23 protein-coding genes are annotated in these 24,116 nt (G+C 43.1%); 8 read left to right on the forward strand and 15 right to left on the reverse strand.

The features are described from left to right. Window positions 1–127: 127 nt before the first annotated feature. Entirely contained in the window at window positions 128–934 is an 807-nt protein-coding gene (locus NWQ57_RS02115; protein ID WP_306020331.1) for a transporter substrate-binding domain-containing protein, read from the forward strand. Here the strand turns inward: NWQ57_RS02115 and NWQ57_RS02120 are convergent. Together NWQ57_RS02120 and NWQ57_RS02125 are read right to left on the reverse strand one after the other, a co-directional pair. Further along, a complete protein-coding gene (locus NWQ57_RS02120; RefSeq protein ID WP_306020332.1) occupies window positions 931–1,362 on the reverse strand; it encodes a DUF3859 domain-containing protein in 432 nt (143 codons plus the stop codon). The two genes, NWQ57_RS02115 and NWQ57_RS02120, sit on opposite strands and share 4 nt — an antisense overlap. A gap of 322 nt (window positions 1,363–1,684) precedes the next feature. Beyond that, complete coding sequence (locus NWQ57_RS02125; RefSeq protein ID WP_306020333.1) at window positions 1,685–2,293, reverse strand: glutathione S-transferase family protein; 609 nt, start codon at window positions 2,291–2,293, stop codon at window positions 1,685–1,687. 170 nt (window positions 2,294–2,463) lie between these two features. Here NWQ57_RS02125 and NWQ57_RS02130 point away from each other — a divergent pair, with 170 nt between their 5' ends. Next, window positions 2,464–2,832 carry a DUF2237 family protein gene (locus NWQ57_RS02130; protein WP_306020334.1) on the forward strand — a complete coding sequence of 123 codons (369 nt, stop codon included), beginning with the start codon at window positions 2,464–2,466 and terminating at the stop codon, window positions 2,830–2,832. 6 nt (window positions 2,833–2,838) lie between these two features. Here NWQ57_RS02130 and NWQ57_RS02135 read toward each other — a convergent pair whose 3' ends face one another. After that, the gene (locus tag NWQ57_RS02135; RefSeq protein WP_306020335.1) at window positions 2,839–3,255 is read right to left on the reverse strand and encodes a DUF4112 domain-containing protein; all 417 of its coding nucleotides are present in this window, start codon (window positions 3,253–3,255) and stop codon (window positions 2,839–2,841) included. Next, window positions 3,255–4,334 (reverse strand): ferrochelatase, encoded by a 1,080-nt coding sequence (gene hemH / locus NWQ57_RS02140; RefSeq protein WP_306020336.1) that lies wholly within the window; start codon window positions 4,332–4,334, stop codon window positions 3,255–3,257. The genes NWQ57_RS02135 and hemH overlap by 1 nt, the downstream gene beginning before the upstream one ends. Before the next feature lie 265 nt (window positions 4,335–4,599). On the opposite strand from hemH, the gene NWQ57_RS02145 reads away from it, so the two are divergent. The 4 genes from NWQ57_RS02145 to NWQ57_RS02160 are packed head-to-tail and all read left to right on the forward strand — an operon-like array spanning window position 4,600 to window position 9,579. Next, window positions 4,600–5,142 carry a hypothetical protein gene (locus tag NWQ57_RS02145; protein ID WP_306020337.1) on the forward strand — a complete coding sequence of 181 codons (543 nt, stop codon included), beginning with the start codon at window positions 4,600–4,602 and terminating at the stop codon, window positions 5,140–5,142. 8 nt (window positions 5,143–5,150) lie between these two features. Next, on the forward strand, window positions 5,151–6,911 hold the full coding sequence (locus NWQ57_RS02150; protein WP_306020338.1) for an OmpA family protein: 1,761 nt from the start codon (window positions 5,151–5,153) through the stop codon (window positions 6,909–6,911). Window positions 6,912–6,932: 21 nt separating this feature from the next. After that, entirely contained in the window at window positions 6,933–7,424 is a 492-nt protein-coding gene (locus NWQ57_RS02155) for a Rab family GTPase (RefSeq protein ID WP_306020340.1), read from the forward strand. 1 nt (window position 7,425) lies between these two features. Next, complete coding sequence (locus NWQ57_RS02160; protein WP_306020342.1) at window positions 7,426–9,579, forward strand: GGDEF domain-containing phosphodiesterase; 2,154 nt, start codon at window positions 7,426–7,428, stop codon at window positions 9,577–9,579. A 301-nt stretch (window positions 9,580–9,880) separates the two neighbouring features. Here the strand turns inward: NWQ57_RS02160 and NWQ57_RS02165 are convergent, their stop codons facing one another. After that, window positions 9,881–10,267: a DUF1304 domain-containing protein gene (locus tag NWQ57_RS02165; RefSeq protein ID WP_306020343.1), complete on the reverse strand. Its 387-nt coding sequence runs from the start codon at window positions 10,265–10,267 to the stop codon at window positions 9,881–9,883. Between the two features lie 211 nt (window positions 10,268–10,478). Here NWQ57_RS02165 and NWQ57_RS02170 point away from each other — a divergent pair, with 211 nt between their 5' ends. Next, entirely contained in the window at window positions 10,479–11,669 is a 1,191-nt protein-coding gene (locus NWQ57_RS02170) for an SAM-dependent methyltransferase (RefSeq protein WP_306020344.1), read from the forward strand. A gap of 19 nt (window positions 11,670–11,688) precedes the next feature. Here the strand turns inward: NWQ57_RS02170 and NWQ57_RS02175 are convergent, their stop codons facing one another. The 10 genes from NWQ57_RS02175 to NWQ57_RS02220 all read right to left on the reverse strand — a co-directional run bounded on the left by NWQ57_RS02175 (window position 11,689) and on the right by NWQ57_RS02220 (window position 22,961). Continuing rightward, window positions 11,689–12,930, reverse strand: coding sequence for a leucine-rich repeat-containing protein kinase family protein (locus tag NWQ57_RS02175; protein WP_306020345.1), 1,242 nt, complete (start codon window positions 12,928–12,930; stop codon window positions 11,689–11,691). Between the two features lie 85 nt (window positions 12,931–13,015). Beyond that, complete coding sequence (gene hflC / locus NWQ57_RS02180; protein ID WP_306020348.1) at window positions 13,016–13,894, reverse strand: protease modulator HflC; 879 nt, start codon at window positions 13,892–13,894, stop codon at window positions 13,016–13,018. Window positions 13,895–13,897: 3 nt separating this feature from the next. Beyond that, window positions 13,898–15,049, reverse strand: coding sequence for an FtsH protease activity modulator HflK (hflK, locus tag NWQ57_RS02185; RefSeq protein ID WP_306020350.1), 1,152 nt, complete (start codon window positions 15,047–15,049; stop codon window positions 13,898–13,900). Between the two features lie 88 nt (window positions 15,050–15,137). Next, window positions 15,138–16,424 carry a ribosome rescue GTPase HflX gene (hflX, locus tag NWQ57_RS02190; RefSeq protein ID WP_306020351.1) on the reverse strand — a complete coding sequence of 429 codons (1,287 nt, stop codon included), beginning with the start codon at window positions 16,422–16,424 and terminating at the stop codon, window positions 15,138–15,140. A 21-nt stretch (window positions 16,425–16,445) separates the two neighbouring features. Continuing rightward, window positions 16,446–16,688, reverse strand: a complete 243-nt coding sequence (hfq, locus tag NWQ57_RS02195; RefSeq protein ID WP_306020352.1) for an RNA chaperone Hfq — start codon at window positions 16,686–16,688, stop codon at window positions 16,446–16,448. A gap of 77 nt (window positions 16,689–16,765) precedes the next feature. Beyond that, window positions 16,766–17,704, reverse strand: a complete 939-nt coding sequence (gene miaA, locus NWQ57_RS02200) for a tRNA (adenosine(37)-N6)-dimethylallyltransferase MiaA (RefSeq protein WP_372340875.1) — start codon at window positions 17,702–17,704, stop codon at window positions 16,766–16,768. Next, window positions 17,694–19,490, reverse strand: a complete 1,797-nt coding sequence (gene mutL / locus NWQ57_RS02205) for a DNA mismatch repair endonuclease MutL (protein ID WP_306020353.1) — start codon at window positions 19,488–19,490, stop codon at window positions 17,694–17,696. The genes miaA and mutL overlap by 11 nt, the downstream gene beginning before the upstream one ends. Before the next feature lie 45 nt (window positions 19,491–19,535). After that, entirely contained in the window at window positions 19,536–20,852 is a 1,317-nt protein-coding gene (locus tag NWQ57_RS02210) for an N-acetylmuramoyl-L-alanine amidase (protein ID WP_306020359.1), read from the reverse strand. Between the two features lie 31 nt (window positions 20,853–20,883). Continuing rightward, on the reverse strand, window positions 20,884–21,405 hold the full coding sequence (tsaE, locus tag NWQ57_RS02215; RefSeq protein ID WP_306020354.1) for a tRNA (adenosine(37)-N6)-threonylcarbamoyltransferase complex ATPase subunit type 1 TsaE: 522 nt from the start codon (window positions 21,403–21,405) through the stop codon (window positions 20,884–20,886). After that, entirely contained in the window at window positions 21,402–22,961 is a 1,560-nt protein-coding gene (locus tag NWQ57_RS02220) for an NAD(P)H-hydrate dehydratase (protein WP_306020356.1), read from the reverse strand. Before NWQ57_RS02220 ends, tsaE begins: the two co-directional genes overlap by 4 nt. On the opposite strand from NWQ57_RS02220, the gene queG reads away from it, so the two are divergent. Further along, complete coding sequence (queG, locus tag NWQ57_RS02225; protein WP_372340876.1) at window positions 22,901–24,100, forward strand: tRNA epoxyqueuosine(34) reductase QueG; 1,200 nt, start codon at window positions 22,901–22,903, stop codon at window positions 24,098–24,100. The genes NWQ57_RS02220 and queG overlap by 61 nt on opposite strands. Window positions 24,101–24,116: the final 16 nt, after the last annotated feature.

Genomic DNA, 24,116 nt, shown 5'->3' on the forward strand with positions numbered 1-24,116 from the left:
AGTGCAATGCCCTGTGCTGATATGTTCAGTCAGCGATAAAACGACTATAGTGATTGTGATTACTTAACACTCAAATAGCAGTCAGGCTAAGCACTTTGCTGCTGTTTTGTCTTAAATAGGAAAACCTGTGCTAATTAATTTGTTGTCAGCGCTCTTATACATATTGGTCGTAACGCTTCCTGTCGCTCAGGCCGAGACGCTTATCCGTTACCAAGACAATTCACAATCGGTCAAGTCTTATTCACCTTATTTTGTAGGCTTACTCAAACTGGTGATTGAACACACCGTTGATGAGTATGGCAGTGTTACCTTTGTTACTTTACCTGTTTCAATGTCAACCGATCGCAAGTTTGCTAGCTTGACATCCGGCTTAACAGACATCATGTGGACCACCACAACACCAGCCCGAGAAGCGCAAGCATTAGCCATTAAAGTCCCTCTACTAAAAGGCATGTTAGGTAAACGGGTTTTCGTTATTCGCAGTCAGGATCAAAGCCGTTTTTCTTCCATAAAAGATCTACACGAATTAGCCAAGCTAACAGCCATTCAAGGCACGGGCTGGCCCGACGTGACCAAAATGCGGCATGCCGGATTAACCGTTGAAACCATGGATTGGCAGCCTAACTTACATAAACTTGTGAGTGACGGTATTGTGGATTATTACCCACGTTCGGTATTAGAAGTAAGTGATGAATTAAAGGCGCTGAATAATCCACAGCTGAGCATCGAAGCTGATCTGCTGTTAAAATATGACTTGCTGAATTATTTTTTTGTCAATAAAGACAATACCGTATTAGCGCAACGAATGACCCTTGGACTGCACAAAATTATGCAAGATGGCTGCTTTGATGCGTATTTCAAAGACTACCCTGGCCATATTGAAGCCTTAGCACTTTTGAACAAACGACGGATTTTTGATTTAGAAAATGATTAATAGCCGCGTCTTTTCCAAAATTGAATTTCACCATCGGCATACTCTGCCAAAACACTGAAAGTGTGCTCAGCAATCACCTTGCCATCACATTCAATAACCATGTGCCAATCGCCTGTTTTATCTTCAATGGGCTCCCACAAGGTGTCGCCTAAGTAAAACTCCCAATCATTATTTCGTACAAAAACATCACCCGTAAAAGGCGCCATGACTTGCCCTTTTTTATCAGGAATATCAGGATGATAAATGGTGTAGTCGAGCTTTAAGCCCTTACCTTTCATCACCCTTAAAATAAAGCCGAACTCAATATTAAGCACTGCTGGAATGTTAAGGGTAAAGTCTTTAATCACTGGTAGTTGTTTGGATTTTTCGTTCCATTCTTTGTAAATTCCAAAACTACTCACACTGAAGCTTGCTTTTAATTTTGACATTTAGTCACCCGCCTTCGATAAAAAATTTAAGCAAGCTATGACCATATAAGGTAGAAAAATACTTATTTTCAATCCTCAAAATTCCTCATTGAAACGTAAGGGTGTTTTTATGGCTTTATTGCGTGTTTTGTCTGTCTCAGTGTGAATGCACTTCAACACATCAAGCACAACGGTATGCAACAATCACTCAACCAACAAAACACCACTTTACCAGCATATGAGGGCTTGAGCAGACTTGAAAACACCCAGCGCTAAGGTGAGGAGACCGAAGGTTTCAAAAACACCTAGGTGGCGCCTTGTTCAACACTCGCTAAAGTAAGAATTAGGCTTGCATACTGGGGCGCTCATTCACTAAGGCGTACCAACGCTTTATATGAATTTGTTCATCAAGGACTTTTATTTTGACTACCCGCGCAAAATCAATTGCACACACTGCAGTAATATCCGCCACACTAAAGTGGTCTCCGGCAATATAGGTATGGGTGGCTAACCGTTCTTCTAACACGGCTAAAAACGACTGTGCTTGCTTACCCGCCTCAACGCCATACTCGTTGATGGGATTCATCCTGTCTTTAAAATACCCGGTAGTGTGCTGAAAACACATGCCAACCTGCATAAATAGATGTAACTCAACAAAGCGCTGCCACATGTCAATCTGCGCCTTTTCTAGCGCCGTACGTCCCAGCAGCGGAGGCTCAGGCTGTACTTCTTCAAAATAACGGCAAATGGAATGGGTTTCACTGATACACGTACCATCATCCAGTTCAAGAATCGGAATCTTAACCATGGGATTTTTAGCGCGCATCTGAGCAGATAAGTTTTCACCTTTTGCTATATCCACTTGGACGTATTCCATTGGAATATTTTTTTCAGCGAGAAATATTCTTACTCTTCTAGGTGAGGGTGCAGTGTGGGTTTCATAAATTTTCATTATGCGTCCTAAATAACTGGTCAAGGTTTTGCTTTGATTTTAAACAATACTCTATCCATAGTAATGCGCTTTGCCAACCAATGATTTAGCCTTTGCAAAACAAGAGAGAATTGACTCGAGCCAAACAACCTGATTTAGTACGCCCCTTGAAATCACAGTGAGCAACAATCATGGCTAATGAGAAAAACGTATTAGGTGGGCCACTTAAACTCTGTTGTGGTAATGGTGGTTTTACCCGAGAAGGTTTTTGTTATGTACCGGCAAGTGATCATGGAAACCACAGTGTCTGCGCAATTATGACGGATGACTTTCTTCTTTTTTCAAAAAGTCGAGGGAATGATTTAAGTACGCCAATACCACAGTACCAATTTGCAGGCCTAAAGGCTGGTGATAAGTGGTGTTTGTGTGCCGCGCGTTGGCAAGAAGCCTTTAATGCGGGCAAGGCGCCTCAAGTGATATTGTCAGCCACTAATCAGGCGTGCTTAAACACCGTCAAACTTGCTGATTTGCAAGCCCATGGCGTTATTGAAACCAATTAATCAGCCTTACAGTTGTTTATCTTGCCAATCTTTTAACTGTTGTTGGCTGTTGGCTTTAATAGCTCCATGTTGCTGGCTCACCCACCAACGCTCCATTATTCTGACATTTTTCTGATTGGCCCGATAAAACACATCGGCAATGTCGCCTAAAAACGGAATCAAACCAATGATGAAGTCTAAGGCGACATTTTTAAGCATCTGTGCCTGCACCAGCCTTGGTAAACCCAACTGCTTGGCGTAATGCACTATTTTTAACGACAACAACAAAGAAACAAGGTCTCCTGCGAAAGGTAGCAGGCCGATTAAAAAGTCCAGACCAAATTTAAATTTGGTAAAGGGTATGGTAATGGCATTATCCAGTAAGTTAGCTAACTTTTGTGCTTTGAGTAAACTAGCTGGCGCCTTTATCGAAGACAGACTCATTATCGTTGCGCCCCTAAACGTTGGGCTAATTGCTCTCGTTGCAAGGTATCTTCATCTACTGACCATCCCTGAATATTTTGCGCCACTAGTTTTGCCAGCAAGGCAATGTGCTGGGGATCACTGTTTAAGGCTTCGATATATTCATAGCGCTCACCGCCGGCATGCATAAAGTACTCACGATTTTCTTCGCCTATTTCTTCAATTGTTTCTAAACAATCTGAAGAAAATCCCGGACATACCACTTGAATAGACTTTACGCCTTGTTGAGGCAAGCTTTTTAAGGTTTCGTCTGTATAAGGTTTTAACCACTCTTCACGGCCGAAGCGAGACTGAAAAGTCGTTAAGCATTCATCTTTCGTGAGTCCTAAGTTTTCAGCGATTAATCGAGACGTTTTATAACACTCACAATGGTAGGGATCGCCATTCAATAAATATCGCTTTGGAATACCATGATATGAAAACAGTAACTTGTCCGCCTTACCATGCAACTGCCAATGAGCCCGAATTTTATCTGCCACGGCTTGAATATAGTCGGCGTCGTCATGGTAGTGGCTGACAAAACGTATATCTGGCAACCATCTTCTGTTTACCATGCTTTGACTTAGTGCATCAAAAGTTGACCCCGTCGTAGACGCACAATATTGCGGATAAAGCGGTAACACCAGTAATTTTCTCACGCCCGCCTGTAAAAGCTTATCTACGCAGCCCTCAACGGATGGAGAGCCGTAACGCATGGCATAATCAACAATCACTTTGCCGCCGTATTGTTGCAAAATGGTCTCTGCTAAGGCTGCAGCTTGGTTTTTAGTATGCACTAATAACGGCGAGCCTTGTTCGGTCCACACCGTCGAATAGGCTTTTGCTGAACGTTTAGGGCGAATATTCAAAATCACTAAATTAAGGATCATCCACCAAATGAGTCGCGGTACTTCTACCACTCTTGGGTCTGACAAAAACTCTTTTAAATAGCGTTTTAAAGCCACTTTATTGGGCGCATCAGGCGTACCTAAGTTGGTAATAATGACACCAATTTTATCTTCTTGATGGTGGGTGAAATTAGGGCTGCCGCGATATTTCATAATTGAACTCTAACAAAATTAACTAGTTGATATGGTACGCGATTTTTTGACTTTTAGACTAGCGAATTACAAACACTTCGATTTTCTGTATAGAAATGGTGCCCAGCGAGCCAATCAATTGCAAGCTCATGACTGACTTCAGCATGGTTTATATACAATAAAACACCACTGGCATCACAAAGCGCTTAAATCTCAACCGATTCTGTGAAATGATAACCAATCTTCAGAAATTGAATTCTACCCATTGTCAGCAGAGGAATGCCGCATGGCAAACAAGCACAGTAGCCAATCGCAAGACCAAGAGAATACTCACGCCCCAGCAAGTGAATTGGATACATTAAGGCACATCATTTTTGGTGCCGCTAAGGCAGACTTAGAACGAGGTTTGAGTGAATTAAGTGAACTCACCAGCCAGCATTTTCAAAAGTTAGAACAGCAAATGTCTCAGCAGATGCAACAATTGCAAACGACTATGGAAGACGGCCTGCACCGACTAGAACAACAGCTTGCGGTAGCGGATCAAAACCAAGACAAGCGTTCAGACGAATTAAACGCCTATGCCGATAAAATCTCCTCTGAATTAGAAATGGCAGAAGCCAATAGTAAACAAGAAAACGATGAACTACATCGACGACTCGATAAGGAAATTGCCTTGTTGAGTAGCAACTTTAATGAGCAGTTGCAGCAAGCATTAACTAAACTCAACCAAGTATCCAGTGAACTCAATACGAGCAAAACCGACCGTAAAACCTTAGCAAAACTGCTTAATACCGTGGCAACTAATTTAGAAGCGGATGAAGGTGAATAAGGTTTCACATGTCCAACGCATCTGAAGATAAGGACCTATCTGACGACGAACAACAAATGCGGGTATTACGTGATTTGTTGCTTGGCGATCACTACGTCAAACAAGCGTTAAAGGCTAACGCTCGCGAAGTTGTCAGCGATGTATTTTCTGAAGCATTGTATGATCGCCAGCAACGAGACGGTTCCGTCAACAACGTCATTCTTCCACTGGTTGAAAAGTCAGTTGAACATTCAGTTGCCAATCATAGTGAACAAATGGTGGGCGCCTTATACCCCTTAGTAGGTAGCTTGGTACGTAAATCAGTTACGGCATTTATCACTGACTTACTCGAAAAAACTAACTCTTTAATTGAAAACAGTTTTACGCTCAAAGGCATCAAATGGCGCTTTAAAGCACGCCAAGCAGGTGTTAGTTTTTCACAATACGTCGCTAGCCAAACTTTTGCTTTTCGGGTTGAGCAGGTTTTTTTAATCCACCGTGAGACCGGCTTACTCCTCAACACTATCTCATCCGGTTTACAGGCAACCGCAGACGCTGATTTAGTGTCTGCTATGCTCACCGCGATCAACGACTTTGTAGCTGATTCCTTTACACCACGATCGGATAAGGGTGAACAACAACTCGATGTAGTGAAAACCGATGACTTTACGTTGCTGTTAACCCAAGGTCCGAGCGCAATATTAGTTGCAGCCATTAGCGGTAATGTGCCGCAAAAAGTGGCGAATCAAATGCAGCTCAGTTTAGAAGAAATTCACCGTTTATTTGGCCGTCAGCTAACACAGTTTAAAGGTGATGCAAGCGTATTCATTGATACTGAGCACCAACTTAGGGCCTGTTTATTAGCTGAACTAAAGCCTCAAACCCAACAAGCCAAGAAGCGTCCCTGGTTAGCTTGGGGCTTATTGATATTCCTGACCTTATTTACTACTTACCTGTGCGTAAAACGCTGGCAAGCACATGAATTACTAGCTGCCATTAAAGAAATTGATCAGCAGCCAGGCATTGTATTACTTGATGCTTATATCCATGATTTTTCGAGGGTAAAGTTTTCGATATTACGCGACCCAAACGCTATCAGAATCGATAAGTGGTTAAGCCAAAACCAGCTCCCTGAAAACCTTATTGATCACAGTGAACGGGCCTATGCATCGTTAGATCAGGCCATTATTCAACAAAAAGTAAACAATATAGTCAGCGATTTTGTAGGAATCGAAGTGGATTGGCAAAGTCAGACCGCTATTTTTAGTGGTACCAGTACCAATTTAGCTAAATTAAGATTGCAAACAGAGCTCAGTAAAGTGGTTGGCTTGAATTTTCAGCCGCAATGGCTAGAACCGATAAGATTGAAGGGGGGTGAATCGAATGCGGCAGATGATCCCACCATCATTCGCGCGATATTAGATCTGAATATCGCAAAATTAGAACATAATTTCATTACCTTTGAGCAAGGTCAGAGTACACTTTCTGAGCAAGCCATAGAAAAACTGCTTGTGCTTAAGGATGAGTTTAATAACCTGCTTTCTCTTGCTCAAGGACAAGGTCTCTCTCTTGGTTTGATCATAATGGGCGCCAGTGATCCAAGTGGTAGCAACACATTTAATAAAGCGCTTAGTCAAAAAAGAGCGGATGCAGTACAAAACAAGCTACAAGAATTAGGTATTGCTCGCAACCGACTCAATGCGATAGGACTGGGCGTTATCGAATTAAAAACATCTGGTGATGGCGCTAGAAAAGTATTATTTAATGTGGTGTATTTCGATGCCAATTAACCTGAATAACGTAGGACGATCATGATTCAGAAAAAAATATGTCTGCTTGGTGCCACAGGAGTGGGAAAAACAAGCTTGGTAAAACAATATGTAGAAGGCATTTTTTCTGAAAAATACCTCACTTCAATTGGGGTTAAGATTGATAAAAAAGAAGTCGAGGTGGTTGAGCAAATCGTCCAACTTATGTTGTGGGACATTGAAGGCATAGACCGATACTGCGGTTTTCAAGCTAAGTATTTACGGGGCGCATCTGCTTATATATTGGTCACTGACCAAACTCGCTCTCAGTCCATGACAGAAGGCTTAGAAATTCAAGCCTTGATTAAAGAAGTGGCTGACATTCCAGGTGTATTAGCCATCAATAAGGCTGATCTGCCCGCTACCTGGCATTGGAGTGAGAATGAAATCGATCATATAAAGTCACAGTTCGCTTTATCATGTATAACGAGTGCCAAAACTGGCGAAGGTATAGAAAGCATGTTTGCCAGTTTAGCGGCCTTATTGGTGGATTAATATGGATATCAAGCCCTCAATATTACACGCATTAGGTTTAATTGATTGTGCGGTCTTTGAACGCCTGAAAAGTGGCCACTTAAAAGCGCGTTTCGTTGGTGTCACATGGTTAGCTAAACTGATGCCTGAAGCGAGTAACAACGCTACATTTACCTATCAACATGGCTGTGCTTATTTGGATGATTTTTTGCTGGACGCAGAAAAATTTTGGGCTAATGGCCAATCCGGTAAAATTAAATCCGGTATTTGGCGAGAGCAAGTTGCCCAGCAACTCCTTTATTTAGAAGCCTATGCAGCCGTTGTAAAGGGCGTATTTTATCTGGTGATTTGCAATGTTGAAAAAGAATATCAACGACAGCAGCAAACCTTGCAAATAGCTCGAGAAACCTTATTTACCAACGATAAACTTGTTGCGCAACATGATCATGCTTTTGAGCGAATTGCCTCTCTCGTGGCTAATTCAGGTGACTCGTCACAAGCAGCGGCCCCCTTAAAGAAACTCTTACAACAAACAGAATTAGGCGTGGCGATTTTAGACGAACACCTCAATCTTCTAAATAGCAACGCAGCCTTGGTTCATATGTTTGACTCAGGCGACAAAAAACAAAAACAAGCACCAGAAATCACCTTGCTGCAACTATTTGAAAGCCAGTATCCTGAATATCAACGAGTATTTTCGACCAATAGTCCGTGGTCAGGAGAGTTATATTGGTTAAATGCAGCAAATGGCAGTAAATGGTTTAAAGTGTCCATTCACCCAATTTGCCATAGTGAAAAGCAACTGACGTATTGGATGCTAAGCATCAGCGATATTAGTCAGTTAAAATACTTACTTAAACGTAATCAAAAGCTGTCACAATTTGATGTGCTAACCGAACTGCCTAATCGTCAGTATTTTTGGCAGCAACTCAACCAGCAGATTAAAAAAGCGCGACCGTTTTATTTGCTGTACATAGAAATCAAACAGTTTAAGCGAATCAATGAACTACACGGGCACTTAGTGGGTGATGTCGTCATTAAAGACCTTGCGTTGCGCCTCAGGGCCACCATCAGTAGCGAAGATACGTTAGCACGCATAGGGGGTACTGAATTCGCATTAATCATGCACAACGACAACGCATTTGGCCCCATCACGACACTTGAACGCAGTCGTTGTCAGCAGCTGGCCAGTGAGTTAATTCAAGCGGTCAGCTTGCCCTTCTATACAGAACACGGCCATCAATGCGAAGTGGGTTTAAATATTGGTGCAGCAGCTTATCCTATGGATGCAGACCACTCAGAAGATTTAATGAAATACGCCGATTTAGCCATGTTTGAGGTGAAGAAACAGCAAAAAAGTAACTTGCAGTTTTATTCAAAGGCGCTCAAAGATGCGTCTCATAAGCGCATTGAACTTGAAAGCGCTTTACGCAATGCCTTAGATAAACAGGAGTTTGAACTTTATTTTCAACCCATGTTTGATTTAACCAGTGGCGCTATCACTAAGGCAGAAGCCCTTATTCGCTGGAATAGACCTCTTTTTGGTATCGTCCCGCCAGATGAATTTATTCCCCTAGCAGAACAAACCGGCCTTATTGTTCCCATAGGTAAATGGGTCATTAAAGAAACCTGCGCTAAATTGGCGCAGTTACAAGCCAAAAATATCGCGATTAAATTATCGATTAATCTATCGCCTCGCCAAGTTAATGACAGGCAGTTACTCGATTACATCGTCAGTTGTATTGATACCTTTGCTATTTCAGCGCAGCAATTAGAACTCGAGTTAACTGAAGGTGTTTTGGTTGATAACTTTGTGAAGGTGCAACATTTACTCAATGAAGTACGCAAACTAGGCATAAGTGTCTCAATTGATGATTTCGGTACGGGCTATAGCTCGTTGAGTTACCTGCAGAAATTGCCCATTGACCATCTAAAAATTGACCGCTCATTTGTCAGAGATTTAAATAACAATGAGAACGACAAAGCCCTAGTCCTGGCCGTGATTGCCATGGCCCATAGCCTCAATCTTGATGTCATAGCAGAAGGCGTTGAAACAGAACAACAAAAAGACTTTTTACAATTGCATCATTGTAATACTGCACAAGGTTATTTGTTCAGTCATCCGCTGCCATTTGCGCAGTTAGCACATTTACTCAGCCAACAAAAAACGATCTAAACGCCTGATTCATGTTAAAAAAGAGCATTTAAGATGAAAAGCCGAGCAGTTAAGCAAAATTTATTGATGATCGGTAAAATGAGATCAAAATTTTAAGCTGGGAATCTTTCCAAGCACTTCCAATTGCTGATAGAACAACTAGGCTATTTTAACTTGCCCCAGCGACGCCAAGACAGGGCTTATGGAAGATGGGTAAAAGCAACACCATCGACATTCCCTTTGAACAAAAACAATAATGCCAGTCAGCTTAACTGGCTGGCATTACACTCAAGATGCTTTTTCGGTTTAATTTATAACGTGTTTATGAAAACAATCTTTGCTCGCCAGCCTTGCGTCCCTTACTTTTCATTACAAAAATAAGGGCGATGAAAGCAGGTAATGCCTGAACATACACAATAGTCATTTTTACGCTCAAACCACCCACAATACCGGCTCCAATAATGGCGAGTAAAAAGAAAATTTTCACTCCATGATTAGAAGCCAATAATCCCCACATAAGGCCTACTGCGAGAATTCCGTTGTAAAAACCTTGATTAAAAGCCATTACTTGTGAACTTGCTGCCGCTTCTGCCGTCATATTAAACACTCGTAAACCGATTGGTGCGTCCCAAAAAAACATTTCTACGGCCATAATGGCAAAATGTAATAGCGCAACAAGTAGTGTAAATAAACCAGCAAAAAACTTCATTCAGGGTCCTTTTTTTTATAATTAGATAATAAACATAGTGGGCGATTTGGTAACAACTTGCAACGCTGATTTTTTTGCATGGTTATCTAGCTAAATACCATACTGTACATTTTCTAGCTCAGGTTTTTTATTCATGATGATCTTGTTACACGTCGGCCTTTAGGCGTTACAATAGCCCATAAGTTCACTTTTACAGTTAAACAATATTCTCATGCCCCAACATAGCCCTATTCGTAGCAAAGAAGCATTTTTTACCTCGTTAACACAGCTTTTTAAAGACAAGAAAGTCAGTAAGCTCTTGCTAAGTAAAAATCGCGGTAGCGATAAAGATTTGCAACGTATAGTGGTGCGCCCAGTGTTGCTTCGAGAACAGGCCATGCTGTCATTTGTGCTAAGTTTTAATTCGCGAGATATCACTAAAAATTATACCGTAAGTGACGGGTTGGCGGTCGTTCATGCTTACCTTGAAAATGACTTTAGAGCCGCCCATGTGTATACCAACGAAGAAGAGATACAATTAGAGTTGAGCAAAAAAGGCAAAGCCAGCATACGCATTCACCAGGTTAAAACACCACGAGCCGCGCCAATTAATGAAGAGCACAATAAACAAAAACATCGCTTTGTAGAATTATCTCGTCCCTATCTGCAGGCTCTTGGTGTGACGGATAACGAACATCGTGTCATCCCTTCAATGTCCCGTAAGTGGAAACAAATTAATAAGTTCATCGAGGTTTTCAGCCAAGCGCTAAGTCAATCCCCTTTAGCTGCTGATAAACCCATGCAAGTTGTTGATTTTGGGTCGGGCAAGGGATATTTAACCTTCGCAATTCACGATTACTTACACCATCACTTGGCAACAGATTCTCAGGTTACAGGGGTAGAGTTACGCGCACAATTGGCTGAACTATGCCAACAAGCGGCACAAAATCTCGAACACAAGGGCTTAAATTTTGTGTGTGGCGACGTGAAAACCCATGCCCCACAACACACTGACGTGATGATTGCCTTACATGCCTGTGATGTAGCGACCGACTACGCCATTCACTACGGTATACGAGCTAATGCTTCTATCATTATGTGCTCACCTTGTTGTCACAAACAAATTAGGCCGCAAATGCACAGTCCTGATTTACTTCAGCCTATGTTGCAGTTTGGTGTGCACTTGGGTCAACAAGCAGAAATGGTAACCGATTCGCTTCGGGCCTTATTGCTAGAGGCTCATGGTTATCAAACTAAGGTGTTTGAGTTTATCAGTTTAGAGCATACCAACAAAAATAAAATGATTTTAGCCACCAAGCGCAAACAAGTAGTTGACAATACTCAGGTCTTAAAACAAATCGACGCAATCAAACAGTTTTATGGGATCAAGGAGCATTGCTTGCAAACCTTGTTGGGCCAGTAGACCAAGATACGAAGTCAGCCTACCCTTGGCTCATCATACTTAATTGTTTAAACATCGAATGCTCATGGTATTGTGGCTGACAAATACCTAATAAATCGTCAATAAAGTAATTAAACGCGCGGCGCTCTATCATCTTAATTTTTGCCTGTTGCGGCTCAGTTAACATATGGTATTGACTGGCGGCCCCAAAATCACCAAAGATGATATTCGCACCTTTATCAAACAAGGTGTTGTGGGCATAAAGATCACCATGACACACCTTCTTATCGTGCATATGCTCAAACACATCTTGCATTTGCATCACTATTTTATGAATGTGTTGAATAGACAAACTAAAGCCGTCGGCAAAAGTGTCTCGGGTACAGGTATCTAATGAAGGTGGCAAACCGAGATTAGTGAAATTGCACGGGATCAACTCCATGATTAGCGCAAGTTGCTCAGGTGTATTCACTTGTGCAATTGGCTTTACGAGAGATGGATGTATACCCACTTGTAAACAGGCCTCAAGCTCATCCTGCGGAAAACCATCACTAGTCATCTCTCCTTTGAATACTTTAACTGCAATATTTTCAGAGAACGACAGGCTTGGTTGATGCCAAGTGCCTCGATAAATTACACCAGAGGCGCCTTGGCCCAATACTTCCCCCAAGGAGTAGGTATCAGGAGCAATACAAGGAACTGGTGTTACATTTTGCGCTGAACGACTAAAAGGGTTGCCCGCGAAAGCAAACCACGCCAATTTAGGTAGACTTAACAGTTGCTCAGGACATTGTGCTAAGTTGTTAGCCGATATTCGCACTAATTCAAGATTATGGGCCTGTGCTAATGTCAGAGGCAATGCGGTAAGCCTATTGCCCGCCAAGGCTAACTTTTGTAAACGGGGCCGTTCGCCAAGCGCATCAGGTAAGGTCTCAAGCAGATTATCGGTGAGTATTAACCACCTTAATTTAGCTGGCAACGCAGCACCACTGACGGTTTTGATCTGATTCGCTTTAAAGCCGATCATTTCCAGATTGGGACACCGGCCTAATACTTCTGGCAAGGCGGTAAACTGATTGTTAGAGGCAAATATAATTTTCAATTTAGTTAGTTGCGCCAACTCGCAAGGCAGTGAACTGAGATTATTGTCCGATAAATCAAGCACTTCTAAGGTATCCGCCAAGGATAAAATCTCCATTGGAAAATGGCTTAGATTAGCGGCTAAGGCCAAACGGCTTGTGCCTGTTAAATCGCCGGCTTGCAGTTGCGCAAGTGTGTGCATGCTAGATATCCTAATTGTGACTGAGACTAAACAACAAAAAGCGCCCTAAGGCGCTTTTTGATTTTTTTAATAAATCAGAAAAGGTTTATTTACCTTTCTGGCCGTTCATGTAGCGGAAGAAATCGCTATCAGGCTCAAGAACCAATACGTCACTCTTATTGTTAAAGCTGGCTTTGTAGGCATCCATACTACGTAAGAACTGATAGAACTCAGCATCTTTGGTGTAGGTGTCGGCATAAATTTTAGCGGCCATTGCATCCCCTTCACCTTTTAACTTACGTGCATTACGTTGTGCATCAGCCAACATAACCGTTACACGCGCATCAACGTCAGCTTTAATAAAGTCCGCTTTTTTCTTACCTTCTGAACGGTGTTCTCTTGCTACCGCTTCACGCTCAGTACGCATACGTTCGAAGATAAAGTTACGCACTTCAGGTGGTAAGTTGATTTGTTTTACACGCACATCAACGATTTCGATACCCAGTTCATCGGAACTGGTTGCGGCCTGATTCATGGCTTCATCCATCAATTCAGAGCGCTCACCGGACACAATTTGTGAAATAGTTCGCGTACCAAATTCTGAACGTAAACCGTTATTGACCTTTTGTTGCAATAGAATCTCAGCGTTAGCTTTAATCGCACCTGTTGCTAAATAATATTTAGCAAAGTCTTTGATTTTCCATTTCACGTACAGATCAACAATTAAGTCTTTTTTCTCTGAGGTCACAAAACGACTAGGCACTTCATCCAAGGTTTGAATACGAGCGTCTAGGACCACTACGCGATCAAAAATCGGTAATTTAAAATGCAAACCTGGCTCAAAAACTACGGTTTGATTCTCAGCATCACGCTGCACTTTACCAAACTGGATAACGATGGCTTTGTTACCTTCGCTGACTACAAACAAAGACCCATAGGCTAAGAAACCAAGTAATATAACGATAACAGCAATAAAATTTTTCATGACTTAGTTCCTCCCAGTGCGACTGTTACTACGAGAAGTAACTGTTGAATTTTCAGTAGATACACCGCCATCTTGGTTACGAAGACCTTCTAAGGTGCTGCGGTTAGTCGAAGGAGACGTCGTAGTCCCTTGACGTTCAAGTATCTTGTCCAAGGGCAAATACAACATGTTGCCTGAGCCTTTGGTGTCCACCAAAATTTTACTGGTTGAGCTATACACTTCTTGCATGGTTTCAATGTAAATACGGCTGCGTGTTACATCAGGTGCTGCTTTGTACTGAGGTAATAGCTCTTCGAAACGAGCGATTTCACCTTGTGCTTCAAGGGTCACTTGCTCTTTATAAGCTTGTGCTTCTTGGGCCATCCGGTTTACTTGACCACGAGCACGAGGTTCAATTTCACGGGCGTATGCATCAGCTTCGTTAATGAAACGTTGTTCATCCTCTTGGGCTGCAATTGCATCATCAAACGCGGCCTTTACTTCTTCCGGTGGACGGGCATCTTTAAAGTTCATATCAACAATGGCAATACCCATGTCGTAAGATTCGATAATACCTTGAAGTTCATCGCGCACGCTTTGGCGGGCAACTTCACGACCACTGGTTAGCACGTCGTCCATTTTAGAATGCCCCACCACATAGCGGATCGCACTGTCGAACGCCTGACTGAGACTTTCTTCAGGTATGGTCACAGCAAACTGATATTTATAAGGTTCAAGAATGCGATATTGAACTTCCATTTCAACCCGGACAACGTTTTCGTCTTCGGTTAGCATAGAGCCTGAAGACGCCATAGAACGTACCGTTTGCACGTCAACAGGTACCACTTTATCGATAAAAGTGGGTTTCCAACGTAAACCAGGTTCTACAAAATGGCTAAACTCGCCAAAACGTAGCACAACACCACGTTCTGCTTCACGAATAGTGTAAAAACCGCTTAGCACCCAAACTGCCACAAGTATTGCCGCAACAACACTTAGACCAATACCACCAAAGCCTTTTCCATTAGAGCTTGAGCCGCCTTTTCCGCCGCCAAACTTACCAAATTTATTCATGAGGTTTTTAAACACCTCATCTAGATCTGGTGGACCTTGATCTTTACCACCCTTGTTTTTCCAAGGGTCATTGTTATTTCCGCCGGGCTCATTCCAAGCCATTTTTACTCTCCAATCAGTTGATTTATTCGTTTGTCGTATGCCGCGTTGCTAATTAACACTGACACAGTAAATCTGTTTTATGTTGTTTCTAACTCACTATATAGTCTTGTAAGTCAGTTTCGGATCGCTTAATTAATCGTTGCCAGTCAGTATGTGCCATTCGTACATCTACCTGCCAATCGCCTTCTTCGGTATAACTTTGCTCAATAATACAATTCATTTCGTAAAAAACCCCGCGCAGTTTGCTTAAGCTAGGGGGAATTCTTAAACGGTGTTGTACCATATTATCGGCTAAACATTCAGTAATAGCTGCCAATAATAAATCGATACCAATGCCTTGTTGAGCAGACAACCACACCCGAATGGGCATGTTGTTTTCATCTCGGTCTATACGCGCAGCAACCCCATCCATTCGATCAATTTTATTACAAACCATAAGCTGCTGGATATCATCAGCGCCAATTTCTTCCAATACTTGGTTTACTTGATCAGTATTTTCTCGATAGTGTTCGTCGGAATAGTCCACAACATGCAAAAGCAAATTGGCTTGCTGGGTTTCTTGCAAGGTCGCTTTAAATGCCGCGATAAGATCATGGGGGAGGTGTCGGATAAAACCAACCGTATCAGCCAAAATTGCTGAACCAATATCTTGTAACTGAATTTTTCTGAGGGTGGGATCAAGGGTGGCAAACAGCTGGTCAGCAGCATAAACCGCTGATTGAGTTACCGTGTTAAACAATGTTGACTTACCTGCATTGGTATAACCGACTAAAGACACGGTCGGTATCTCGGCCCTCAAGCGCGCTCTGCGTCCCTGTTCACGTTGTACCTGCACCTTTGCTAAACGACGAGTAATACTCTTAATACGTTCACGTAACAAACGACGGTCAGTTTCTAATTGTGTTTCACCTGGTCCACGTAAACCAATCCCACCTTTTTGTCTTTCAAGGTGAGTCCATCCGCGGATTAAGCGGGTGCTGATATGCTTTAACTGAGCCAGTTCGACTTGCAACTTACCCTCATGGGTTCGAGCGCGCTGAGCAAAAATGTCCAGAATAAGACCCGTACGGTCTAATACTCGACATTGGCACAGTTGCTCTAAGTTACGTTCTTGAGATGGAGTAAGACTATGGTTAAAAATAACCACATCAGCTTGATTGGCGCGTACAGCATTGGCAATCTCTTGTGCCTTACCGCTACCAACAAAATATCTCGCTTTGGGAGTTTGACGTGAACCCGTTACTACATCTACTGCGGTAACCCCTGCCGATGACACTAGCAGTTGTAGCTCAAGTAAATCCTCTCTGCTGTTTTCGTCCGCAAAATCAACGTGTACTAAGACAGCTTGCTCACCAGCTGCATAACGGTCAAACAAGCCATTCTCCTACCAAATGCATTATTCTTCGTCAGCATCCTGTCCCGTTGCGGCCATGGGGATAGCGCGAGACGGCACAACAGTCGAGATTGCATGTTTATAAACCATTTGACTAACGGTGTTTTTCAACAGGATAACAAACTGATCGAATGATTCGACTTGTCCTTGTAGTTTTATTCCGTTGACAAGGTAAATAGACACAGGAATACGTTCTTTGCGTAGTGCATTTAAGAACGGGTCTTGTAATGATTGCCCTTTAGCCATTATCTATCCTTTTCTTTTTATTATGAAAATTAATTTCAGCGTGATTATACAGTTTTTCAAAATGCTGTATAGCATTGCTAGCCGTGAAGTTTGCTTAGTTTGATAACCTGAGTCAAATTGTCGTTAGCAAATGTGTCTAATGGTAATATATTTTCCCAACCCCTTAACCATGTTAATTGCCGCTTCGCTAATTGTCGAGTCGCGGCTATGGACCGTTCTTTCATCTCATCGTAATCAAACTCTTTGTCGAGATATTGCCACATTTGACGATAGCCCACACACCTCATAGAGGGTAAATTTAGATTAAGATCAGTACGTTGGCGTAAAACTTCTACTTCCTGTTGAAATCCTGCTTGCAGCATTTGTTCAAAACGCAGTGCAATTCTCATGTGCAAGACCTTTCTATCGGCCGGTGCGATGGAAAACTGATAGGTTTGATAAGCCAAAGGAGCCGATTTTTGCATCATCAGTTCAGACATAGATTGTTTAGTTAATTCATATACTTCTAACGCTCTGAGCAAACGCTGCGGATCATTAGGATGAATGCGCTGTGCTGACTGCGGATCAATAACTTTCAAGCGTTCATGTAGTACCTGCCAGCCCTGTTGTTCAGCGTCTTTTTCAATCGTTGCCCGCACCATAGCATCTGATTCTGGCAAGGGCGACAAACCGTCAATTAATGCTTTAAAATACATCATGGTACCGCCCACCAACAACGGGATTTTACCCCGTGAAGAAATGTCGTCCATGGCAGCAATAGCGTCTCGGCGAAATTCTGCCACCGAATAACTTTGGGCAGGATCAAGAATGTCAATTAGTCGATGGGGGGCCATCGCTAATTCCTGAGCACTGGGTTTAGCGGTGCCTATATCCATGCCCCGATAAATTAAAGCTGAATCGACGCTAATAATTTCGCAAGGTAAGTGCTGACAAAGCTCAATCGCCAATGCTGTTTTACCTGATGCAGTTGGCCCCATTAAAAAAATGGCCGATGGTAATTTAGCATTATCTGACATATTCAGTTAACCATTGTTGAAAAGGGACTTTTTTTGCCACAAGAGCCAGTTGCTGCTCAATGGGCTTGGTAGCTTGCTGACAAAATTTCTGCCACAAAAGAAGTACGTCATTATCGCTTACATTGCTTTGCTGTAGAGCAAGATTGCTGGCTAAACATTGCTTTAATGCCTCAAGGTCTGCAACCTTGACGTTCAACAAACGTTCAAGTATCACGCTCCAATCAAACTCACGCATGCCAGCAGGTATTTTGCGTAAAATAATCCGCTTACCTTGCCATGCGATATCAATATTTAATTCGGCTAGTTTAGCTTGCATGGTACCAGCATGCGCAAGTTGTTGTGCATCGGCTTCTATCGAAATAGGCAACAATAAAGGCTGACTGACAGGCATGCCATGCGCAAAGTCTTGCATAAGCTGACACTCAATAAGGGCCGTGATTGCCAGTATATAAAAATGCTTAGCTTTTTTAATTAAGAGGTGGTGCTCACTCACTCTTAAAAAATCTACGTTTGGGGATACGTCACTGGTGACGGAAGACGTCATTAATGCCTGATACGCCTGACTTGCTTGACCTAGATTTACAGTAGTGTGTGTGAGTGCAGGGCGATTGTCATTGCCGCTGGGCGCTTGATAGCGACGAAAGCCTTGCAAATTAGCCAATGATTTTGTTGGAAGGCTGACTTCATTGACCTGAGGCTCTCGCTCAGGCGTAAGAGGCAGCATGTAATCATGATTAGGCGCCACAGGCGGCAGGTCTTGAATGTGATTGGCCGCTCGACTTTGATTAAAGTATTGATTTAAAGCATCGCTCAAGGCCCTAAAAATAAAATCATGCACCAAACGACTTTGGTGAAAGCGCACCTCATGTTTTGCCGGATGCACGTTAACGTCTACTTGGCTCAGTTCTAAATTAAAGTACAACACATAAGCTAATTGATGCTCAGGAGAGATAACGCCCTCAAGGGCTTGGCGAACGGCATGATTTAACAGCTTGTCACGCATCATCCGGCCATTGACATAAAAATATTGGCAATCAACTTGAGGTTTTGCCGTATCGGGCGGGGCCAACCAACCGCTTAGACAAAAATCTTGGTATTGGCTGTTTAGCTCAATCGCTTGTTCACTAAAATCCTTACCACAAATCGCCACTAATCGGCGTTTTTTAGCTTGCTCATTCTCAGCAAGTGAATACTTACGTACGACTTTACCGTTGTGTTTTAACGAAAATCCAACATCAAAACGACTCAGAGCAATCCGCCGAATGATTTCATCTATGTGAGTAAACTCTGTTTTTTCCGCCCTCAAAAACTTTCGTCTTGCAGGGGTATTGAAAAACAAGTCGAGCACTTCAACACTGGTGCCATTAGGATGAGCAACAGGCGTAAGATTGACCTCCATATCACGTCCTTCGCACTGGGCTTGCCATGCATCATGTTGCTCTGCTGGCTTTGAACTTAAGCTTAAACGGGCTACTGAGCTGATACTGGCTAAGGCTTCGCCTCTAAATCCTAGGCTTGCGATATGTTCAAGTTCATCCAAACTGCTGATTTTACTGGTAGCATGGCGACTCAAGGCCAAGCCTAGTTCGGCTTGGGGAATTCCGCTGCCATTGTCGCGAATAACGATACGTTTGTGACCACCCTTTTCAATTTCAATGTCAATCTGACTCGCCCCCGAGTCTAAGCTATTTTCTATCAATTCTTTTACTACAGAAGCGGGACGCTCAACCACCTCGCCGGCAGCTATCTGGTTGGCTAATCTAGCGGGTAAAATTTGAATCGGCAAAATATAACCTTTAAAAACAGGGGATGGTAAATAAAAAAGCGCAAATTAAGTTTGCGGTATCGTCAATATCTGACCAATGCGCACTACGTCAGTTCTCAGATTGTTAGCTTTTTTGAGTCGGTCTACATCAACATTATAACGCTGGGCTAACAAGGATAAAGACTCACCACTGCGCACTTGGTGCGTACGATGATCTTTTTTAAGTTGAGCCCACAATGAACCATCAGGTGGAATCCGCTTGAAATGTTTTTTAACACCATCAAAAATTGAACGTGCAATGTTTTGCCGATGTCTAGCGTTGTTTAAATTTTTCTCTTCTCCTGGGTTAGAGATGAATCCTGTTTCTACCAAGATTGAAGCAATGTCTGGTGAAGTCAGTACTGCCAAGCTTGCAGCCTGCGGCACTTTTTTATGCATTTTAGTGATACTTTTTAACTGGCTAATCACATCACGACTTAAGTCATAGCTGGTGGTCAGTGAGTGATCCATCGACATGTCCAACAACGCTTGAGTTAAATAACGTTCACTGGCCGTATCTTGAATAATTTCCGCCGCTCCACCAAGCAATTCTGAGTGCTTTTCGGTATTTTCCATCCAGCGGCCTAATTCGGTATTGGCTCTGCTCATTGACAACACCCAAACTGAAGCACCGCTGGGCTGGGGCGTGACAAACGCATCGGCGTGAATCGACACCAACAAATCCGCCTTGTGTTTGCGCGCAATCTCAGGTCGCTTATTGGGTGAGATATAATAGTCGCCTGTACGGGTCATGATCGCCTTCATGCCGGGCTCACTATTAATCATGTTCTCCAAATATTTCGAAATGCTCAGCGTAACGTCTTTTTCATAACTGCCTGCGCTACCAATAGAGCCAGGGTCTTCACCGCCGTGTCCGGCATCAATCACCACAATGATATCCCGGTCTGAACTGGCCGTTTTGGCATCTAACACAATTGCAGGAGCTTGTTTATCATCGCTTATATCGACCACCAATCGGTCGTTATAAGGAGCGGTGGGCGGCAATGAAAACACCGTAGTTTCAAGCTTTTTACTGAGCTCAATTACCACTCGTATTGCATTTTTATCTTTGGGCGTGCTGTACCTAAGTTTTTTTACTAGGTCGCTCTGATTATCCACACCACTAAAATTAAATTTGTTACTGGTATTGGCAATATCAATAACTAACCGTTCTGGATTGCTTAGGGTAAAGTAACTGAATTCTGGCGAGTCGCTCAAATCAAAGACTAGTCGCGTATTTGCGGGTGAAGGCCAAATACGTAAACCGTCAATGTTGTTTTGTGCCTGGAGGGTAAAACTTAGCAATAAACAAGCGAGCCACAAAAAGACGGCTGTCATGTTCATTCGTTTATTTACACACCCAATACTTTGCATATTATTTTTCTTTTTGGTGACGCTGTTGTGCTGAATTTTGTTCCAACAGCAATTCGAGCAAACTCTCGCCGTGTTCAGTCAAGGCGCTAATCGTTAAGGTACGACCTTGCTGGCTAAAGCTTATACTAATGTTTAAATCTGCTGCTGCCAAGAGTCCAAGCCCTTTATCCGGCCACTCAACCAAACAGATACAGTCATCTTCAAAGTAGTCCCTTATGCCCATAAACTCGAGCTCTTCAGGATCCGCCAGGCGATACAGATCAAAATGAAATATACGCCAAGGGGCAATTTCATAGGGCTCAACTAAGGTATAGGTAGGACTTTTAACATTCCCCACATGCCCCATACCTTGGATGAAACCTCGACTAAAAGTGGTTTTGCCTGCCCCTAAATCACCTTGTAAATAAATCACACAGCCTTGTTTACAACTGCCGGCTAATGAAGCCGCCAGTCTCAACATGGCGGGTTCATCTAACAAATCAAATTCTTGGTTTTGTCTTATGGTTTGGCCAAATATTTTCATCGGTAATTTAATATCGCTCGAAGGGGTTGGAATAAATCACTTGCAATCATACCACGTTGCCCATAGTCACTGGCAACTCTATCGCCAGCATTAGCATGTAAGCATACACCATAAGACGCCGCATCGACGGCGGACATACCTTGCCCTAACATGGCTCCAATGACACCACTTAGTACGTCCCCCATTCCCGCCGTGGCCATCCCCGGATTACCATCAGCACAAACTAAGCAGGCGCCATCATCAGTGGCTTGACTGATAATTGTACCGGCTCCTTTGAGTACACACACTGCACCATACCGGGCCGATATTGCTTGACTGGCTGCGTACCTATCTTGCTCTATTTCTTGCACAGTAAGCCCTAATAGCCTTGCGGCCTCTCCTGGATGAGGCGTAAGGACACAGGCGGGTAATTTTATTCTTTGATTAGTTTGCCATTTTTTTGCTAATAAATTTAAACCATCAGCATCAATAATGACCGGCTTAGCGGTATGACTAAGATAAGCTAATACATGTTCGAATATACTATGTGACCAAGCGTCAGTGCCTAGCCCCGGACCAAGCACTACACATGTGCTCCAATCTAAGGCTGCTTTGATCGCTGCTATACCTGTTGCTGTATTGAGCATGATTTCTCGTTGAGAATTGGCGACAAGTGCTTGGCTATGTTCGTGGCAAAACACCTTTACTAAACCTGCACCGCTGCGAAGCGCTGCAGTAGCAGTTAAGCAAATTGCCCCCGCCATGCCTTGGTTACCACCAAAACACACAAGACGACCAAAGTTTCCCTTGTTTGCATGATTTTGTCGCTGGCTTAAACGGGCTAAGGTACTCCAGCTAATGAGTTGGGCAGCGCTTTTAGCCATCGCATGAAAAGGTTTAGCAATAGCCAGATCAGCCAATATGAGCTGACCGCAATAATGTTTTCCCACCCCAGTGACTGAACCAGGTTTAATGGCAACGAAGGTCACAGTGCGCTGTGCTTCAACAGCTAGAGGCAATGCTGCGCCCGTATCCGAATGCATGCCCGAAGGCACATCCAAACTCAGTACGGGCACCTTGCAACGATTAATTTTCTCAATGATAGACATCATAGGAGGCCGTATTACGCCTTGCAATCCGGTGCCAAGTAGCGCATCGACGACTAAATCAAATTCATTAAAATCAGGTTCATTGCTATCAAATATCATACCCTCATCGTGCAACCATAACGCTCGGGCTTGAAGAGCATCGCCTTTAACCAACCGTTCAGGATCGGCGCTGGCCACAATAACATTGAGGCCCTGCTGTCTGGCCAAGGATGCGACAATATAGCCGTCGCCTCCATTGTTTCCCGAGCCAACCAAGACCAAAATTTTCTGTGCTAAAGGATAGTAAGCTTGAATACATTGCAAGGCCGCAGCACCCGCACGTTGCATTAGCGCATAACTCCCGCAGTTGAGTGATGCTGCAGCAGCTAATTCGTGTTGCCGAACCTGCTCTGCCCTAATCAAATTATATGATAAACTTACGTCCGTTTTTTCAAATACATTTTCATTTAATTGTAGAGGTAAAGTCACTTTTGGATTCTCAAGCATTGGCGCGATTAGCTGAAAATATCAAGGCTTGGGGCAAAGCGCTAGGCTTTCAGCAAGTGGGTATCTGTGATGTTGACCTCAGCAAACACGAAGTGTACTTGCAAAATTGGTTAGACAAAGGCTTTGCTGGCGAAATGCACTACATGCATGAACATGGCATGAAACGCGCTCGTCCGACAGAATTACTTGCCGGTACAGTACGCGCTATAAGTGTACGCATGGATTACCTGCCACCCGATGCGCAGTTTGCACGAACCTTAAAAAATAAAAACAAAGCGTATATCAGTCGTTATGCCTTAGGTCGTGACTATCACAAATTATTACGTTCGCGCTTAAAACAACTTGGTGAAAAAATTAAACTGGAGTGTAACGACTTGAGCTATCGGCCTTTTGTCGATTCTGCCCCGGTTTTAGAACATGCTCTGGCTGAAAAAGCGGGAATAGGCTGGACTGGTAAGCACTCACTTACATTAAATAAAGAAGCTGGTTCATGGTTTTTTTTAGGAGAACTATTAGTCAATATCCCCTTGCCAATTGATAAGTCGGCAGAAGACCATTGCGGTAATTGCACAGCTTGCCTGACTATTTGCCCGACACAAGCCATAGTTGAACCTTACTTGGTCGATGCCCGTCGTTGCATTTCGTATCTGACCATTGAACAAAAAGGCCCGATACCGATAGAGTTTAGAACACTAATTGGCAATCGTATTTATGGTTGTGACGACTGTCAGCTGATTTGTCCATGGAATCGTTTCGCACAGATTACGGCTGAAAAAGACTTTCAACCTCGTAAGAACCTAATGAGTCAAGATTTGCTCGCGTTGTTCGGCTGGGATGAACATACTTTTTTAAAATTAACCGAAGGTTCAGCAATAAGACGCATTGGCTTTGAGCGTTGGCAACGAAATATTGCCGTTGGTTTAGGTAATGCTCCCTATTCAGCACTGATTATTGCTGCACTTACGCAAGCTCGTTCAAACGCGTCTGAATTAGTGCAAGAACATATCGACTGGGCAATTGGCCAGCAACAAGCAAAAGCCAAACAACACACGAACGACCTACCCCGCCAAACAGAGCGATTGATCAGAAGTATTGAGAAAGGCCTCGTCAGAGATGCTTAACTGAAGCGTTGCAAAG

The organism is Paraglaciecola sp. (assembly GCF_030730205.1).
Taxonomy (GTDB): Bacteria; Pseudomonadota; Gammaproteobacteria; order Enterobacterales; family Alteromonadaceae; genus Paraglaciecola.

Excerpts from the sequence above, each read along its gene's own strand:
- NWQ57_RS02120 (WP_306020332.1), bottom strand. The coding sequence starts at position 1,362 with ATGTCAAAATTAAAAGCAAGCTTCAGTGTGAGTAGTTTTGGAATTTAC.
- NWQ57_RS02125 (WP_306020333.1), bottom strand. The coding sequence starts at position 2,293 with ATGAAAATTTATGAAACCCACACTGCACCCTCACCTAGAAGAGTAAGA.
- NWQ57_RS02130 (WP_306020334.1), top strand. The coding sequence starts at position 2,464 with ATGGCTAATGAGAAAAACGTATTAGGTGGGCCACTTAAACTCTGTTGT.
- NWQ57_RS02135 (WP_306020335.1), bottom strand. The coding sequence starts at position 3,255 with ATGAGTCTGTCTTCGATAAAGGCGCCAGCTAGTTTACTCAAAGCACAA.
- hemH (WP_306020336.1), bottom strand. The coding sequence starts at position 4,334 with ATGAAATATCGCGGCAGCCCTAATTTCACCCACCATCAAGAAGATAAA.
- NWQ57_RS02145 (WP_306020337.1), top strand. The coding sequence starts at position 4,600 with ATGGCAAACAAGCACAGTAGCCAATCGCAAGACCAAGAGAATACTCAC.
- NWQ57_RS02150 (WP_306020338.1), top strand. The coding sequence starts at position 5,151 with ATGTCCAACGCATCTGAAGATAAGGACCTATCTGACGACGAACAACAA.
- NWQ57_RS02155 (WP_306020340.1), top strand. The coding sequence starts at position 6,933 with ATGATTCAGAAAAAAATATGTCTGCTTGGTGCCACAGGAGTGGGAAAA.
- NWQ57_RS02160 (WP_306020342.1), top strand. The coding sequence starts at position 7,426 with ATGGATATCAAGCCCTCAATATTACACGCATTAGGTTTAATTGATTGT.
- NWQ57_RS02165 (WP_306020343.1), bottom strand. The coding sequence starts at position 10,267 with ATGAAGTTTTTTGCTGGTTTATTTACACTACTTGTTGCGCTATTACAT.
- NWQ57_RS02170 (WP_306020344.1), top strand. The coding sequence starts at position 10,479 with ATGCCCCAACATAGCCCTATTCGTAGCAAAGAAGCATTTTTTACCTCG.
- NWQ57_RS02175 (WP_306020345.1), bottom strand. The coding sequence starts at position 12,930 with ATGCACACACTTGCGCAACTGCAAGCCGGCGATTTAACAGGCACAAGC.
- hflC (WP_306020348.1), bottom strand. The coding sequence starts at position 13,894 with ATGAAAAATTTTATTGCTGTTATCGTTATATTACTTGGTTTCTTAGCC.
- hflK (WP_306020350.1), bottom strand. The coding sequence starts at position 15,049 with ATGGCTTGGAATGAGCCCGGCGGAAATAACAATGACCCTTGGAAAAAC.
- hfq (WP_306020352.1), bottom strand. The coding sequence starts at position 16,688 with ATGGCTAAAGGGCAATCATTACAAGACCCGTTCTTAAATGCACTACGC.
- miaA (WP_372340875.1), bottom strand. The coding sequence starts at position 17,704 with ATGTCAGATAATGCTAAATTACCATCGGCCATTTTTTTAATGGGGCCA.
- NWQ57_RS02210 (WP_306020359.1), bottom strand. The coding sequence starts at position 20,852 with ATGAACATGACAGCCGTCTTTTTGTGGCTCGCTTGTTTATTGCTAAGT.
- tsaE (WP_306020354.1), bottom strand. The coding sequence starts at position 21,405 with ATGAAAATATTTGGCCAAACCATAAGACAAAACCAAGAATTTGATTTG.
- queG (WP_372340876.1), top strand. The coding sequence starts at position 22,901 with ATGATAAACTTACGTCCGTTTTTTCAAATACATTTTCATTTAATTGTA.